We start from the raw sequence: 15,802 nt of genomic DNA, 5'->3' as shown, positions 1-15,802 counted from the left end.
CGACTCCGGGAGTATTGAAATGACGATCAAAACCGGCAACATCCTCTTTCTACTGCCCATCCTGGCTCTGGCCGGATGTGCGGTCGGGCCGGACTATCGCCAGCCCGTGGTCGAAACACCGGTCGCTTACAAGGAGGCGCAGGGCTGGAAGATGGCTGAACCGCAGGATCACGCCCCGCGCGGCAGGTGGTGGGAAATCTATGGCGACCCGCAATTGAATGCGTTGGTGCAGCAAGTCGAGTTGTCCAACCAGAATATCCGCGCCGCCGAGGCCAAATACCGGCAGGCGCTGGCGCTCCTTGGTGCGGCGCGCTCCGGCTATTTCCCAACGGTGTCCGCCGGCATTGCGGCGAACCGCGGGCAGTCCATGTCGGCCTCCGGGACGATTCTTCCTGCTGCTCCGATCGGCAACACCGACCGGATTTCGCTCTCTGCCAGCTGGGAAGCGGATGTGTGGGGCCGGATAGGGAGAACCGTTGAATCGAACCAAGCATCGGCCGAAGCCAGTGCTGCAGACCTGCAAGCGGCATTGCTTAGCGCCCAGTCCACGCTGGCACAGACTTACCTGCAATTGCGCATCAACGATGTAGAGCGGCAATTGCTGGAGCAGACTGTAGCCGCCTATGAAAGGTCGCTGCAAATTACCAGAAACCGTTATGAAGCCGGCGTTGCAGGACGAATCGACGTAGCTCAGGCTGAAACACAGTTGAAATCCACCCAGGCTCAGGCAATTGATCTCGGTGTGCAACGGTCACAACTGGAACATGCGATTGCCCTGCTGGTTGGCAAGGCGCCGGCCGACTTCAAGCTGGAACCGAACAACAGTCTCCCGAGCATACCGGACATCCCCGTTGGCGTGCCGTCCGAACTACTCGAACGCCGCCCCGACATCGCGGCGGCGGAGCGCCGTGCCGCGGCGGCGAACGCACAGATCGGCATTGCCCAAGCCGCGTTATTTCCATCGCTTATGCTCAGTGCTTCGACAGGATATCAAAGTTCCAGTTTTGCCAACCTGATATCACTGCCGAACCGGTTCTGGTCCCTCGGTCCGGCACTCGCGGCCACCCTGTTCGACGGCGGGGCGCGGTTAGCGCAGAAGGAGCAGGCAATCGCGGTATTCGACAATAACGTCGCTGCTTATCGCCAGACTGTCCTGACCGGATTCCAGGAGGTGGAGGACAATTTATCCGCACTGCGCATTCTGGGAGAAGAAGCCAAGGTGCAGCAAGAAGCAGCAAAATCTGCAGCTGAATCCGTCACTCTCGCCAACAACCAATATGTGGCGGGCACCGTTAGCTATTTAAATGTGGTCTCGGCGCAAGCGACATCGCTTGGCGCGGACAAAAGCGGCCTCGACATCACCGGACGCAGATTGATTGCCAGTGTGTCCTTGCTCAAGGCACTTGGAGGAGACTGGCGATCGGCAGGCGTGAAATAGTGCCGGCATTTTCACTATCAGCTTATCGAGCATAACAAATGAAGTTTATGGCTCACGCACTTCGGAACCATGGCTTCCGCTGTATTTCTCTGTCCAAATGGTGTCCGAAATATTGATACTTGGATGCAACCGGGTATCTACGGCAAACCGTAAAACTGAAGCTTCGAACTATTTGCTAATGCGCGCAACACCACGTTCCCAGATCGGGTTGCTATAGTAGTTAAACTGCCACGATTTCGATGTCCGGTTCAATCGATCGCACCAGATTCTCGATGGCACTGAGAGTGCCGGATAACGAGCTCGGACAGGTGCCGCACGCGCCCTGGTAGTGCACGCTGAGCTGGTTTCCGTCGAGGCCAAGCACGTGGAGGTCGCCGCCGTCGTTTTGCAGATAGGGACGAATCTGCTCGTCAAGCAGCGTGCTGATCTTGTCAAAGCGCTGCTGGTCTGCGGAACTCAGATCGGCGTATGCACTACTCGCCGCTGCAACTGTGACAGCGGCTTGCGCATCCGCCGCCGGCGCGGCGCGGATTGGCTCGGCGACTTTGCGCGCCAGTTCCTTCCAGTCGGCGCCGCCGTCCTGTGTAACCGTGAGCCAGCGATCAACGTAAAACACATTGGTCACATGTTCAATATTAAACAGCGCGGCGGCTAGCGCATCATCCTTCGCTTGCTCGGCGTTGTCATACGAGCGCGTGATTCCCCAAGTCAGTTGTTCCCTGAGGGTGAACTTCAGCGCGTTCGGATTGGGTGTGTCTTCGATTTCGGCTATTTTCGGCATCTCAACCTCTTGAAAGCGGGGCCACAATCTTGGCGCCGGAAATACAACAACTCCATGGAGTGCGCACCCCGCCAACAACCTGTTTCAATTACGTCAAGCCACGGCTGACTTGATCAACGTCTGCAATTCACCTGCCTGGTACATCTCGCGCATGATGTCGGCGCCGCCCACCAGTTCGCCCTTGACGTAGAGCTGAGGGAAAGTTGGCCAGTTGGCGTAGTACATAAGGTTTTCGTAAACGCCCTTGTCGGACAAGACGTCGACCGCGACGAAGTCGTTCACGCCGCAAGCCTGGAGAACCTGCACCGCAGTGCCAGAGAAGCCACAACGCGGGGATGCGGCATTACCCTTCATGTAAAGCACGATCGGGTTTTCCGTAACGGTTTGTTTAATTCTTGCCAGTTCGCTCTGATCCATCATCCACTCCTAGATATCAAACAATAAACAATAAAATCAAACTTGCTTCGACCATTCTTCAGGGGTAAAGGTCTTCATCGACAACGCATGAATTTCCGCATGCATGCGAGAGCCCAGTACCCCGTACACGAGCTGGTGATGCTGCAGTGTGCGCTTTCCCTGAAAAGCCGGGCTGACGATCACCGCCTCGAAGTGCTGGCCGTCATCGCCCAGCACTTCCACGTGATCGCAGGGCAAGCCATTCATAATGAAGCTTCTTAGTTCATTTGCCGTCAACATCTTATCGTCCTATCAAGTTGGTACTCTGTGGAAAAATCAAGGGACATCATCACGCGTTACCGATCGCCGCGTGCATTGGGTCATCCTCTGCCTCGGTCGACGTGCTGGCTACCGAATTTAACGCGGCATGCAGCGTGTGCCACGGCAGGATCGCGCACTTGACGCGCGTCGGCAGGTCGCGCACACCGGCGAATACTGCGAGCCGTCCGATTTGATTCGGGCTGTCAAGGTCGAGCTTGCCGGTGGCCATGGCGAGAAATTCCTGGGTCAGCGTTTCAGCGTCTGCGCGCGTTTTGCCCTTGACGGCGACCGTCATCATCGAGGCTGATGCCTTGCAAATCGCGCACGACTCACCCTGAAACGCGATGGCGTCGACGCTATCGCCAGCGAGGTTGAGCGTCACGCTGATGTGGTCGCCGCACAGGGGGTTGTGGCCATCCGCATGGTGGCTCGCGGGCGAGATGATGCCGAAATTGCGCGGCTTTTTGTTGTGGTCGAGGATGACCTCTTGATACAGGGCTTTATAGTCAGCCATTATGCGAATACCTTCTGCACAGTGTGGATGCCGACGATCAGTGCATCAACTTCGGCCATGCTGTTGTAGAACGCAAACGAGGCGCGCGACGTGGCCGGCACGCAAAAGCGCTGCATCACCGGCTGCGCGCAATGATGCCCGGTACGTACCGCGATACCCTCCTGGTTGAGCAGGGTACCGATGTCGTGCGGGTGTACGCCGTCGACGGCGAACGATATGACCGAAGCCTTGTTGCGGGCGGTGCCGATAATGCGCACGCCCGGCATGTGGTTCATCTGCTCGGTCGCGTAATTGAGCAGTTCGAGTTCGTGCGCGGCGATAGTATCCATGCCGATTGCCGAGAGGTAATCAATCGCGGCGCCAAGCCCGATGGCCGCTGCGATGGGCGGCGTACCGGCCTCGAATTTGTACGGGATGGTGTTGTAGGTGGTTTTTTCGAACGTCACCGACAAAATCATGTCGCCGCCGCCCTTGAAGGGCTGCATTTTTTCGAGCAGCGCTGCACGGCCGTAAAGAATGCCGATGCCGGTCGGGCCGCACAACTTGTGGCCCGAAAATGCGTAGAAGTCGCAGTCGAGATCCTGCACGTCAACCGGCATGTGCGGTGCCGCCTGCGCACCGTCAACCAGCACCGGCACGCCGTGCGCATGCGCGAATGCGATCATGTGCTTGACCGGGTTGATGCTGCCCAGCGCGTTCGAGACATGCGCCACACCGACGAATCGGGTGCGTGCATTGAACAGCTTTTCGTATTCGTCGATCAGCAGTTCACCGGCATCGTTGATCGGCACCACTCGGATTTTCGCGCCGGTTTCTTCAGCCAGCATCTGCCACGGCACGATGTTCGAATGGTGTTCGAGCGTGGTCAGGATGATCTCGTCGCCGGCTTTGATGAACTTGCGGCCATAGCCGTGCATCACCAGGTTGATCGCATCGGTGGTGCCGCTGGCGAAGATCACTTCGCGCTCTTCACGCGCATTGATGAAATGCTGCAACTTGCGGCGCGCTGCTTCGTATTCGCAGGTCGCGGTCTCAGACAGAGTGTGCACCGCACGATGAATATTGGCGTGCTGCGTGGTTTGATAGCGCACCAGGCGGTCGATCACCGGCTGCGGCATCTGGCTCGATGCGGCATTGTCAAGATACACCAGCGGCTTGCCGTCGATCTTGAGCTGGAGGATCGGAAAGTCGGCGCGTATGCGCTCGACATCGAATGCAGAAGCCGAGCGAGATTTGAGCGCCGTTTGGTTTGCGTTCATGGCTGGCTGGCGGTTTGTTCGAGCACCGTCTGTTCGAGCCGGCGCTTGAGTGAGGCGATGGGGATGCGGTCGATGATCTCGGCGCCGAACGCATAAGTCAGCAGATTACGCGCGACGGTATCGGACAGTCCGCGGCTCTTCAGATAAAACACCTCCTCGCTGTCGAGCTGGCCGACGGTCGCGCCATGCGCGCATTTCACGTCGTCGGCGAAAATCTCCAGTTGCGGCTTGGTATCGACGTGCGCCTTGCCGGTCAGCAGCAGGTTGCGGCTCGACTGCACAGAGTCGGTGCGCTGCGCACCCTGACGCACCTTGACCTTGCCGTTGAACACCGCGTGCGCGCTGCCGCCGACGATGCATTTGTGCAGCTGGCGGCTCACGCCGTGCGGCTGTGCGTGGTCGATACAAGTATGGGTATCGGCAAGCTGGCTGTCCCCGATTAGCGCCAACCCGTCGACCGCGCACTCGGCACCATCGGCCAGCAGCACGTTGAAGTTGTAGCGCGAAATCTGTGCGCCAAGCGCGACACTCACCGCCTGATAATTGCTCGAACGTCCAAGCGATACCGCGCAGTTGGCGATATGGAACGCCTTGCCGCTATCACGCTGCACCCGGATGTGGTTGACGCGCGCCTGATCGGCCAGCGCGATTTCGGTCACTGGGTTGATGAAATAGGCCTCATCTTGCAACGCGACGTAATCCTCGATCAGCGTTACGCTGCTGCCGGATTCGGCAACCAGCAAGCAACGCGGGTAGCTGGCCACCTCCGCTTGCGTCGCAATGAACAGCAGATGCACCGGTGCTGCCACCGCAATGTCACGCGGCACGACTATCACTGCCGCATCGTGCAGGAAGGCTGTGTTGAGCGCTGCGAATACGTTGTTGTGGAATGCTACGTGACGGCCGAGATGCGGTTCGATCAGCGCGGCGTATGCGGCAACTGCTGCCGGCAGATTGGCAACCACCACGCCGCCGTTTGTGGCCATGCTGGACAGCTGCGGCGCATAGACACCGTCGACAAACACCAGCCGGGTGATGGCTTCTTCGAGATAAAAGCGCTCGATGTCCGCAGCCTGCAGACTGGTGCCACTGCGCACTGGCTGGAATGACAGCCTGGTGAGCGGCGAAATATCGGTAAATCGCCACTCCTCGTCGCGCATGGTGGGCACCGTTAGCACACCGAGGCGATCGACCGCCTCGGCGCGCAGCGCGTTGATCCACGCCAACGGGCTTGCCGGCAGCTGCGGCTGCCCTGCCAGCAGGGTTTGGAGGTAACCCGCAGTAATAGGGGTGAGTGTGCTCATGCCGTCACCGCCGTCACCCTCGCCGCCTTGTGCTCGGCGCCGACCCAGTCGTAGCCACGGGATTCGAGTTCAAGTGCGAGCTCCTTGCTGCCGGTCTTGATGATGCGGCCCGCCTCCATCACGTGCACAAAGTCGGGCACGATATAGTTCAACAGACGCTGGTAGTGCGTCACCAGCACGATCGCGTTGTCCTTGTTGGCGAGCTGGTTAACACCCTGGGAGACGATCCTGAGCGCATCGATGTCGAGGCCGGAATCTGTCTCGTCGAGAATCGCCAGCCGTGGATCGAGCAGTGCCATCTGCAATATTTCGTTGCGCTTCTTCTCTCCGCCGGAGAAGCCTTCGTTGACGCTGCGGTCGAGAAAATCGGGACTCATTTCGAGCAGCTTCATCTTCTCGCGCACGAAGTCGTCAAACTCGATCGGGTCGAGTTCTTCCTTGCCGCGCTGCGCCTGCACGGTATTGTAAGTCAGGCGCAGAAACTGGCTGTTGGCGACACCGGGTATCTCGATCGGATACTGAAAGGCGAGAAACACACCGGCACGCGCACGCTCTTCGGGGGCGAGCTCAAACAGATTCTTGCCATCGAACAGCACGGTGCCGCCGGTGACTTCATAAGCCGTGTGACCCGCAAGCACCTTGGAGAAGGTGCTCTTGCCCGAGCCGTTCGGCCCCATGATGGCGTGCACTTCGCCGCTCTTCACCGTAAAGTCCAGGCCTTTCAGAATTTCGATGCCGTTCACGCTCGCGCATAGTCCGCGTACTTCCAGTATGGTTTTGCTGTCCTGGTATATCATCCGACACTCCCTTCTAACTTGAAACCGAGCAGCTTGGTCGCCTCGACCGCAAATTCCATCGGCAATTGTTGAAATACGTCTTTGCAGAATCCGTTGATGATCATCGACACGGCTTCCTCGGCGCCAATCCCGCGCTGCGCGAAGTAGAACAACTGATCCTCGCCGATCTTCGAAGTCGATGCCTCGTGCTCGACCTTGGCAGTGTTGTTACGCACCTGAATATAGGGGAAGGTGTTGGCGCCGGACTGGTCGCCAATCAGCATCGAGTCACATTGCGAATAATTGCGCGCGCCCGCGGCGGTAGGCCCAATCCTGACCAGCCCGCGGTAGCTGTTGTTGGAGTGACCGGCCGAGATGCCCTTGCTGACAATGGTGCTGCGCGTATTTTTTCCGATGTGGATCATTTTGGTTCCGGTGTCGGCCTGCTGGTGGTGGTTGGTCACCGCGACCGAATAGAATTCACCGACAGAGTTGTCGCCAATCAGCACGCAGGACGGATACTTCCAGGTGATCGCCGAGCCAGTCTCGACCTGGGTCCAGGAAATACGCGAGTTGACGCCCCGGCACATGCCGCGCTTGGTTACGAAGTTGTAAATCCCGCCGACGCCGTTTTCGTCACCCGCATACCAGTTCTGCACCGTCGAGTACTTGATGTCGGCGTTGTCGAGCGCGACCAGTTCGACCACCGCCGCGTGCAGCTGGTTGGTGCTGAACGCAGGTGCCGTACAGCCTTCCAGGTAGGAGACTGACGCGCCATCCTCGGCAATGATTAGCGTGCGCTCAAACTGCCCCGACTCCTCGGTGTTGATGCGGAAGTAGGTCGATAAATCCATCGGGCACTTGACGCCCTTGGGGATGAAACAGAACGAACCATCGGTGAACACTGCGGAGTTGAGCGCAGCGTAATAGTTATCGCCGACCGGTACCACCGTACCGAGATACTTCTGCACCAGCTCTGGATAAGCATGCACCGCTTCCGACATCGAACAGAAAATGACACCGACCTCGGCCAGCTTGTGCTTGTAGGTTGTCGCCACCGACACGCTGTCGAAAATGACGTCGACTGCGACGCCGGCCAACGCCGCGCGTTCGTGCATCGGCACGCCGAGCTTCTCGAAGGTGCGCAGCAATTCGGGATCGACCTCGTCCATGCTTTTTAGTTGCTTCTTCTTTTTGGGCGCGGCGTAGTAGCTGATCGCCTGGAAATCAATTTTCGGATAGTTGACGTTGGGCCACTTCGGCTCTTCCATCTTGAGCCATGCCTGGTAAGCCTTTAGGCGGAATTCAAGCAGCCACTCAGGCTCGTTTTTCTTGGCCGAAATCATCCGGATGGTGTCTTCACTCAGCCCTTTCGCCGCGACATCAGATTCGATGTCAGTGACGAAACCGTGCCTGTAGGGCTGGTTGACGAGATTTTGCAGTACTGCACTCATGGTGATGCCTCCGACATTATCTGGACCGAATAAAACAGTTCGGTGGTGACGCGGTTACGCTTTTGCTGCTTCCGCTTTTGCCTTCACGTTGAAGCTCTCGCCGCAGCCGCATTCGCTTTCCACGTTGGGATTGTCAAATTTGAACATCTGCTTGAGGCCTTCGGTGACGAAATCGATACGCGAGCCGTCGAGGAACGACAGGCTGTCGGCATCGACCACCACACGGGCGTCATGCGACTCGAACATGTGATCATTCGCGCGAATTTCGTCAGCGTAGTCGAAGGTGTGAGCCAGCCCGGAACAGCCAACTTTCTTGACGCCGATGCGCAGGGCAATCCCCTTGCCACGCTTTGCAAGCTGGCACTGAATCTGTTTTGCCGCACTTTCAGTCAATGTAATTGCCATCAGTCAAACTCCTAGTAGCTACAGAGGTAACCCGGAAAATCCAGGGAAAAATGCCGGGACCCATCTCTAAATCCGCTGTGTCTATACTGTCAAACCGCCATCGCCGGCCATCGTTCTAATTTCGATACACTGCATTCAAAGCCGGTCTGGTTGACCTTGTCCAGGAGCATACTCATCGCCCCAGAGTGGATGTCCGACTATTTTAGTCAACTATATCAATCCAGACTATTTCAGTCAACTATTTTATTAAAAGGCGGACTGGGTTGAATGTGAAAAAGGGGGATTTTCTACGAGCTCAGGAATGAGCCAAGCGCAGGCGTCTGATCAGCATGGCCTTCCTGACCGTCAGCTTAGGTCGAACTGAAGTTACCGGACCAACCCTCCTGAAGGTCGCCTAAGTAGCGAAGACCAGACGCTGAGCAGCGTAATTTTTGCGCCCAGCCAGTGACGGCTTTCGGCAAATTCTGTTGAAAAACTCTTTTTTCATGGCGTTTGAAAAAATTTAAGCCTCTTTGGCAACTTTTCCTTCGAAGGACGTGCCGGGGATCGTGTATTGCCTGATGGTTCGTTGTGGGGCGTCTGATTCGCCCATACAAAGGCAGTTAATGGCCTTTGTATGGGTAACGGACTTTTGGCAAAACTTCAGCGTTTCGAAAAATTAGAGTTTTTCAGGGCTACTTAGTGTCTCTGATCCTAGGCTGAACGGCCATTTGACGACAGGTGATGACCGTCCCAAGCCGCGGCACTACTCAGACACGTGCTCGTCGGCTGAAACGGCGACGAAACCCTCCGATGTCGCTCGGTGTAGATAAGCCTGTCGTCCTGCACTGGCCGGCCGCTGAATAGCGGAGTCCTCTGGAAAGTCAGCCTGCCCAAGGCAAGCTCGAATTCCTGTGCACCTGCAAAATACTGGGTCACATCAGGTCCCGCCGTATAGTCTGCGTACAGCAATCCCCACAAACCCCACCAACAGGCAGGGAAACCAAACGTAGCGCACTTCGGACATTAGAACAGATAAGCCTCGAGGCGAAAGAAACGCCGACAGGCCAAGCGGTGACACCTCCAAGATCCGCCACGGAAGAAAGTATCGCCGGTTCGAGAATGGAGTGAAGAACGCGATGCCAAGACCGCCGTTGGTCAGCGCATCAAGCAATCCATGGGACGCAGTGCTGACGAGGAGCACGAAGAAGGTAACCCAAGGCTGACAACCCAGCTGGGAAGCAAAGGCGAAGCCGAAGCCAGCCACTGCCGCGCTAAACGGAAGTGAGTGCGTGATGCCTCTGTGTCCAAGGGGGTGCGCATATGGAACACCGACCCAAAGCCCGAGCGCGTCAAGGTCGGGGAGCACTGAGCAGATGACGGCTAGCGTCGTGAGCTGATGCGGTACCAAGCCGGAGCCTATAGCCATGGTCAGCGCTAGAGGGACGGCTAGATGAGAAACTACGGTTGCCAATAAAAATAACCTGGAATAGTCGCCCGATTTCTCCCGCCAAGACTGCTACATGGATGTCCTGAATGGCGATATTCCCGGCAGGAAAAGCGCTAATCGAGCAGGAAGGAAATGTTGGCGTCGATACGGTATTTAACGATCTTGTTGCCTTCCACCTTTGCCTCGAAATTCTTGATATAGATGGATTTGATGTTGTGGAGGGTTTTGCCGGCGTGCTCAACGGCCTGCGCAGCAGCGTCTTCCCAACTTTTATCTGATTCGGCAAGCAATTCAATGACTTTTACCACATTTGACATGATCTTCTCCTTTGCGGCTAATACGGTATTACTTCAAGGGAACTTCGTGTTTAAAGCGTTCCGCAGATTTGCCGTGACATGCACGCGGACAAAGAACGCCGGCGTTAACGGTAGATCGACAAAGTCGGGTTGATTTCAATATAGTACAAATAGGGATTGGGGAAGTGCGGCAGCCCGATTCTTTTGAAGGTATGTAATATCTATTAGAGTTTCGATGGTCGCTGTGCGACTCAGACCGTGTAAAAACGTTCACCAATATACGTCTTCGGGTCGTTGACGTGTTCGTCGATCAACTCGACCTGCGCAAGTTGGGATTCGAAGGCTTAATTTCTACAGTAGTTCCGAAAATAGTTTCGGCAGATCACAACGGCAACAGCCTGCCAACGCTCGTAACCACCAAACATTTATGCGTTTTTACACAGCCTAGACCCTTCTCGGTCATTCAGTGTCGCGGTTACGCGGAAAACTCTTTAAGCAGCAACGTCCAGATGGATTGCTGGTGTCGCACGAGCAAAGCCCAAGCTTTGTCTGCGTTACCACGAAATCTCTAATACCTGGATCGTTCAGCGCATCGGCTTTGGTGACCCCGAAGCAATAGCAAAGCATTGCTTCGTCGGATGTCTCCTTCGCCCCTACCTTGGTTCGAAGCTGCGACTTCAGGATAACGGAGTCGTCGTCCCCAAAATAGACGACGTCGCAATCTGGGTCATCACAGAAAAAGTAACACCGGCCTTTGCCGTCCCACTGCCACGAATGCTTTATGTGATGAGCAATGGTTCTTTCCGAGACTTCCATATATTCAATCCCATTAGCCGGACACCGATACCTATTCGGGCGCGTGGTCTTGCATTCTGAAGAAGAGCAGCAATCGGCCATATCGTTCTACCCTGAAATTTCTAGTGTCACACGCCGGGAGATTATCCTCCTTTTCTTGAAAACTCGAATGGCCGCAAGTGGCACAAGCAGGTCTAACATCCGCTTCCCATACACAGGCCAGCCCACGCTGAGTTACCTCTCCCGCTCCTCCGGCGGCTTGAGGCCGCGAAACGCCCGATACAACATCACGTCGTAGGCGATCTTCATCCCCGCTCCGATGAACAGCGGGGTGGAAAGCGCCAGGAACTGCATCAGGAATCCTGCAAAAGAAGGCGCTACCGCCCAGCCGCCCAGCCGAACCAGGTGGGTGACTCCGGAAGCGAAAGTGCGCTCCTCCGGCCGCACCATCGCCATCACGTAGGACTGGCGCGTCGGTACATCCATCTCCACCAACCCCTCGCGCAACAGGAACAGCACTGCCGCCACCCAGAAATTCGGGGCGAAGGCGACGGTCACCAACAACAGGCTTGAAGGAATGTGCGTGAACACCATGGTGTTCACCAGCCCGATGCGTTTGGCCAGCCAGGCGGCGCCGAGGTGCGAGATGGCGTTCATGCCGCGCGCGCCGAGGAACAGTACGGCGATCAGCGATTCGGACACGCCGAAGCGCTGGTAGAAAAAGTACGACAGCAGCGCCGTACCGACAAAGCCGCCGGCCACGCTGTCGAGTCCAAACAGCAGGGAAATGCGCCACAGCACCTTGCGACTGTGCGGCGAGACGACCAAACGGGGCTGTTTAAGCGGCGCTTCCGCCTGAGCCGAAAGACGCAGGTAAAGCACGGCAGTAGCGAACAACAGCAAGGCATACAACATCACCGCCGCCTGGAACGACGCCAGCTCGCCAATTCCGGCCATGCGCAAAACGCTGGGAAGCGCCGCCAGCAATCCGCCGACGCCATGACCGATATCCTGCAGCACGTTGTACCAGGCAAAGGCGCGGGTACGCTCCTGATCGGTGGCGGTAGCGGGGATGATCGCCTGCTCCAGCACCAGCGCGGCACCGCGGTCGCGCCCCATGCCGTTGAGCATGCCGATAAAGGCGGCGATACCCACCGCGATTGGACTGGAATACCACGCCGCCGCCGCGCCGCCCAGCGCGCTCAGGAACGCCAGCCAGAACAACAGGCGGCGCCTGCCCAGACGGTCGCCGGCGAAGGTCACCAGCAAGGCGGCCAGCGTCGCTCCCGCCAGGCCGGCGCTGATTACCAGGCCGATTTGCGAGGGGGTGAACGCCATGCGGGCAAGATAAATTCCCAGCAGCACCCCCATCATGCCGGTAGCCAGCGCCCGCAGAAAGGCGGTGGTATAGAGGATGCGCCGGTCGCGAAGCATGTTTCGCCTAGCTCGCTGCGCGGCGCAGCAGCCCCATCACTTTCTGCAGCGGCGTTTCCGCGCACCAGGCATAAAGCGCATCGTAGATGACCATGCCGTGTTTGAGCATTTCGTGGTCATCCTCGAAATTGAGAGACAACCCTTTCGAGATCGCCAGCAACCCGGCCGCCTCCTTCGCCAACTCGGGAGTGCCGGTGTCGGCGGCGCGCACGATGCGCGCAAGCTTGGCCAGCGCCGGGTCGGTCAGGTTATATTTGGCGATGAAGGCATCAAAGCTGCACTGCTCGCCATGGTGGCCCAGTTCAACGCCGGACACATCGTAGGGAACAGCACCCGTTTCGGCGGCAAGTTTCATCACGTCGCTACCTGGCACATAAAGGAACTCCGGCGCTTCGTCGATGAAACGAGCGATCAGCCAGGGACAGGCGATACGGTCGATCTTCGGGCGCTCTCGGGTGATCCACTTCATGGTTTTCTCCTGAAAATATGCACCTGCCACAAGTATGCAAAAAGAGGCTACTTGCCCACCGTGTCGCCGCCTGCCGCTTTCCAGCCTTCGATGCCGCCCTCGATGAAGCGGGCCTGGACGCCTTTGGCCTGCAAGGCGTCCACCACGGCATTGCTGACCGAACCGCCGCGCACGCAGTAGAGCACCACTTCGCGATTCTTGGGTATCTTGTCTAGCCATTCATCCATCGCGTCCGGGTCGCACCAGGTAGCGCCCAGGATTTTTTCCCGGGAGGCATCGAGATCGCTTTTTCGGCGCACATCGAGCAATGCAAAGGGTGATGAATTTCTCAGTTTTTTGAGATCGTTGGGGGAAATCGTGCGGTCCATTTCTTAATGCTCCTCAGAAAATCAGTTTAAACGCCAGCCCCGCTGCCGCGCAGGCGCCGATCACCTGCATGATGCCGATCTTGTAGCGGAACAGGGCGATGAAGGCAGCGATGCCGATCAACGCCGAGAACCATTCGAACACACCGGCAAAGCCATGCGGCCACAGCACATGGTAGGCGAAGAACATCGCCAGATTCAGGATCACGCCCACCACGGCGGCGGTGATGCCCGTCAGCGGCGCGGTGAACTTGAGGTCGCCGTGGGTGGCTTCCACCAGCGGGCCGCCAATGAGGATGAACAGGAACGACGGCAGGAAGGTGAAGAAAGTAGCCACCGTCGCTCCAGCCGCGCCAGCCAGCAGCAGGCTGTCGGTGCCGAAAATTTCCTTGGTCCAGCCGCCGATGAAGCCGACGAAGGCTACCACCATGATCAGCGGTCCCGGCGTGGTTTCACCCAGCGCCAAGCCGTCTATCATCTGCGGCCCGGTGAGCCACTGATAGTGCTCGACGCCGCCCTGGTAGACATAGGGCAGGACCGCATAGGCGCCGCCGAAGGTGAACAACGCCGCCTTGGTGAAGAACCAGCCGATCTGGGTCAGCACGCCGTGCCAGCCGCCGGAAGCTGCCAGTGCCGCCATGACGCCGCCCCAGATCGCCAATCCGACCGCGCTGTAGCCGATCAGCCGCCCCCAGGAGAAGCGCGTATGTTCAGGCGACGGGGTATGGTCGTCGATCAGGGCCGGGCCGTAATCCTTGTCCGATGAGCCGTGTCCGCCGCCCGCCTTGAATTTGTCGGGCGCAACCTGCCCGCCGACGTAGCCGAGAACGCCCGCCGCCAGGACAATCGCCGGGAACGGTATGTCGAAGGCAAAGATCGCCACGAACGCCGCTGCTGCCATGGCCCACAGCACGTTATTCTTGAGGGCGCGGGAGCCGATACGCCAAGCCGCGAAAACCACAATGGCCGTTACCGCAGGCTTGATGCCGTACAGTATCCCCGCCACCGCCGGCACGCTACCGAAGGCCATGTAGACCCAGGAAAGCCCGATCAATATGAACAGCGACGGCAGGACGAACAGCGTGCCGGCGATAATGCCGCCGCCAACGCCGTGCATCATCCAGCCGATATAAACGGCAAGCTGCGTCGCTTCTGGTCCCGGCAACAGCATGCAATAGTTGAGGGCATGCAGAAAGCGGCGCTCCGAAATCCAGCGACGTTTTTCCACCAGTTCCTGATGCATCATGGAAATCTGCCCCGCCGGACCGCCAAAGCTGATGAAGCCGAGTTTCAGCCAGTACTTGAATGCCTCGGAAAGGCTGACGGGAGCAGGGGCTGCTTCATGGTCCGACATGTGGATCTCCTTATTCGCTGGCTGCATACATGGAATCAAAAACCCCTATGGCCTGTGCCAGCAGCGCATCATCATCGACGCACTGGCGGCGCAAACCGGACAGTACCATTTCCACGCCGGGAGCTTCGGCAACCGAGGCTCCGCCGGCGTCCAGAAAATGCACAACAGCAGCAATCCGACCAAGAAGCGGATCCTTGTCCAGCCCGAATGCGACGAGCAGCACCTCAAACGTGACATGCTTGCCCACATGGGTGAATTCGGCACCGTCGAAGTCGAAACCAACGACCCCGGCAGGACAGGTCTCGGGATTTTCCAACCACACAAAACGGGCATCTGCATCGATAAAACGACGGACCAGCCAAGCGCTCGCCAGACGGTCAACCCACACATGCTGGCGCGTCGCCCACACGCGACCCAGATAGGCTGCGCGCTCACGCGGAGCGATTTCACCTGATGCCATTCGTGGTTCGCCAGGAGACAGACTGGCAAAGAACAGAGTTTCCACTTCAGCCAGCCGGTCTTCCGCCTCCTCCTTGGTCGGACCGGGGAAATAGTCCACCGCCATGATTGCCTCCAGATCGCGGCGCAGCGCCTTGAGCTGGCGGCGTCCCATCACCGTATCCAGTGCGGCAAAGTCGGCCTTGAATGCATCGACTTTCTCCACGACACCCCGATATTCCGCACGCCGGTCAAACAGACCCTGAAATTCGGCCCGTTCCTCTCCCCCGGCGCTGCTGACGTTCAACAGAAAAGCACTGCCCCCCCCCTGCCTGACCTCTTCAACATACATCTTGAGTGCCTGGCGCAAACCGCGTCCGGCTGGCAGAAGATACACGCCATCGCGCAATACCGCGCACCCCAGCCCCTTGAGCGCACGCCATATGCGCGTGCGTAAAGTCGCGTTCGAAGTCGGCAGACTCAACACGATCACCAACCATTTATCCGTCCCGAATGCCCTCATGTTACCCAATTCCACATTAATTTGTTTTGATCGTTACATTATATTGTATCG

General features: G+C 57.8%; 18 protein-coding genes. 1 reads left to right on the top strand and 17 read right to left on the bottom strand.

Annotated elements, in window-relative coordinates:
- The first annotated feature begins 19 nt into the window (after nt 1–19).
- Complete coding sequence (locus VMV64_RS08730) at nt 20–1,438, top strand: efflux transporter outer membrane subunit (RefSeq protein WP_325329571.1); 1,419 nt, start codon at nt 20–22, stop codon at nt 1,436–1,438.
- A gap of 220 nt (nt 1,439–1,658) precedes the next feature.
- On the opposite strand, the gene VMV64_RS08725 is transcribed toward VMV64_RS08730, so the two are convergent.
- The 17 genes from VMV64_RS08725 to VMV64_RS08655 all read right to left on the bottom strand — a co-directional run bounded on the left by VMV64_RS08725 (nt 1,659) and on the right by VMV64_RS08655 (nt 15,751).
- On the bottom strand, nt 1,659–2,219 hold the full coding sequence (locus VMV64_RS08725; protein WP_325329570.1) for a NifU family protein: 561 nt from the start codon (nt 2,217–2,219) through the stop codon (nt 1,659–1,661).
- A 93-nt stretch (nt 2,220–2,312) separates the two neighbouring features.
- Nucleotides 2,313–2,636: a Grx4 family monothiol glutaredoxin gene (gene grxD, locus VMV64_RS08720; protein ID WP_325329617.1), complete on the bottom strand. Its 324-nt coding sequence runs from the start codon at nt 2,634–2,636 to the stop codon at nt 2,313–2,315.
- A 36-nt stretch (nt 2,637–2,672) separates the two neighbouring features.
- Nucleotides 2,673–2,915 (bottom strand): BolA family protein, encoded by a 243-nt coding sequence (locus VMV64_RS08715; RefSeq protein WP_325329569.1) that lies wholly within the window; start codon nt 2,913–2,915, stop codon nt 2,673–2,675.
- A 49-nt stretch (nt 2,916–2,964) separates the two neighbouring features.
- On the bottom strand, nt 2,965–3,450 hold the full coding sequence (sufU, locus tag VMV64_RS08710; RefSeq protein WP_325329568.1) for a Fe-S cluster assembly sulfur transfer protein SufU: 486 nt from the start codon (nt 3,448–3,450) through the stop codon (nt 2,965–2,967).
- Nucleotides 3,450–4,709, bottom strand: a complete 1,260-nt coding sequence (locus VMV64_RS08705) for a cysteine desulfurase (protein ID WP_325329567.1) — start codon at nt 4,707–4,709, stop codon at nt 3,450–3,452. The genes sufU and VMV64_RS08705 overlap by 1 nt, the downstream gene beginning before the upstream one ends.
- Entirely contained in the window at nt 4,706–6,013 is a 1,308-nt protein-coding gene (sufD, locus tag VMV64_RS08700) for a Fe-S cluster assembly protein SufD (RefSeq protein ID WP_325329566.1), read from the bottom strand. The genes VMV64_RS08705 and sufD overlap by 4 nt, the downstream gene beginning before the upstream one ends.
- Entirely contained in the window at nt 6,010–6,810 is an 801-nt protein-coding gene (gene sufC / locus VMV64_RS08695) for a Fe-S cluster assembly ATPase SufC (protein WP_325329565.1), read from the bottom strand. Before sufC ends, sufD begins: the two co-directional genes overlap by 4 nt.
- Nucleotides 6,807–8,243 (bottom strand): Fe-S cluster assembly protein SufB, encoded by a 1,437-nt coding sequence (sufB, locus tag VMV64_RS08690; protein WP_325329564.1) that lies wholly within the window; start codon nt 8,241–8,243, stop codon nt 6,807–6,809. Before sufB ends, sufC begins: the two co-directional genes overlap by 4 nt.
- 54 nt (nt 8,244–8,297) lie before the next feature.
- Entirely contained in the window at nt 8,298–8,648 is a 351-nt protein-coding gene (locus tag VMV64_RS08685; protein WP_325329563.1) for an iron-sulfur cluster assembly accessory protein, read from the bottom strand.
- Between the two features lie 919 nt (nt 8,649–9,567).
- Entirely contained in the window at nt 9,568–10,101 is a 534-nt protein-coding gene (locus VMV64_RS17405) for a metal-dependent hydrolase (protein WP_414718873.1), read from the bottom strand.
- An 89-nt stretch (nt 10,102–10,190) separates the two neighbouring features.
- Nucleotides 10,191–10,394: a dodecin family protein gene (locus tag VMV64_RS08680; RefSeq protein WP_325329562.1), complete on the bottom strand. Its 204-nt coding sequence runs from the start codon at nt 10,392–10,394 to the stop codon at nt 10,191–10,193.
- 438 nt (nt 10,395–10,832) lie between these two features.
- On the bottom strand, nt 10,833–11,270 hold the full coding sequence (locus tag VMV64_RS17400) for a putative iron-sulfur cluster-binding metallochaperone (protein ID WP_414718871.1): 438 nt from the start codon (nt 11,268–11,270) through the stop codon (nt 10,833–10,835).
- A 132-nt stretch (nt 11,271–11,402) separates the two neighbouring features.
- Complete coding sequence (locus tag VMV64_RS08675; protein WP_325329561.1) at nt 11,403–12,602, bottom strand: MFS transporter; 1,200 nt, start codon at nt 12,600–12,602, stop codon at nt 11,403–11,405.
- 7 nt (nt 12,603–12,609) lie between these two features.
- Complete coding sequence (locus VMV64_RS08670; protein WP_325329560.1) at nt 12,610–13,071, bottom strand: chromate resistance protein ChrB domain-containing protein; 462 nt, start codon at nt 13,069–13,071, stop codon at nt 12,610–12,612.
- A 47-nt stretch (nt 13,072–13,118) separates the two neighbouring features.
- Nucleotides 13,119–13,439 carry a rhodanese-like domain-containing protein gene (locus VMV64_RS08665; RefSeq protein WP_325329559.1) on the bottom strand — a complete coding sequence of 107 codons (321 nt, stop codon included), beginning with the start codon at nt 13,437–13,439 and terminating at the stop codon, nt 13,119–13,121.
- 13 nt (nt 13,440–13,452) lie between these two features.
- Nucleotides 13,453–14,790, bottom strand: coding sequence for a chromate efflux transporter (gene chrA, locus VMV64_RS08660; protein WP_325329558.1), 1,338 nt, complete (start codon nt 14,788–14,790; stop codon nt 13,453–13,455).
- 10 nt (nt 14,791–14,800) lie between these two features.
- Nucleotides 14,801–15,751, bottom strand: a complete 951-nt coding sequence (locus VMV64_RS08655; protein ID WP_325329557.1) for a chromate resistance protein ChrB domain-containing protein — start codon at nt 15,749–15,751, stop codon at nt 14,801–14,803.
- Nucleotides 15,752–15,802: the final 51 nt, after the last annotated feature.

This window comes from Sulfuricella sp., assembly GCF_035531155.1.
GTDB lineage: Bacteria > Pseudomonadota > Gammaproteobacteria > Burkholderiales > Sulfuricellaceae > Sulfuricella.
This window is presented reverse-complemented; position numbering and strand designations above follow the sequence as displayed.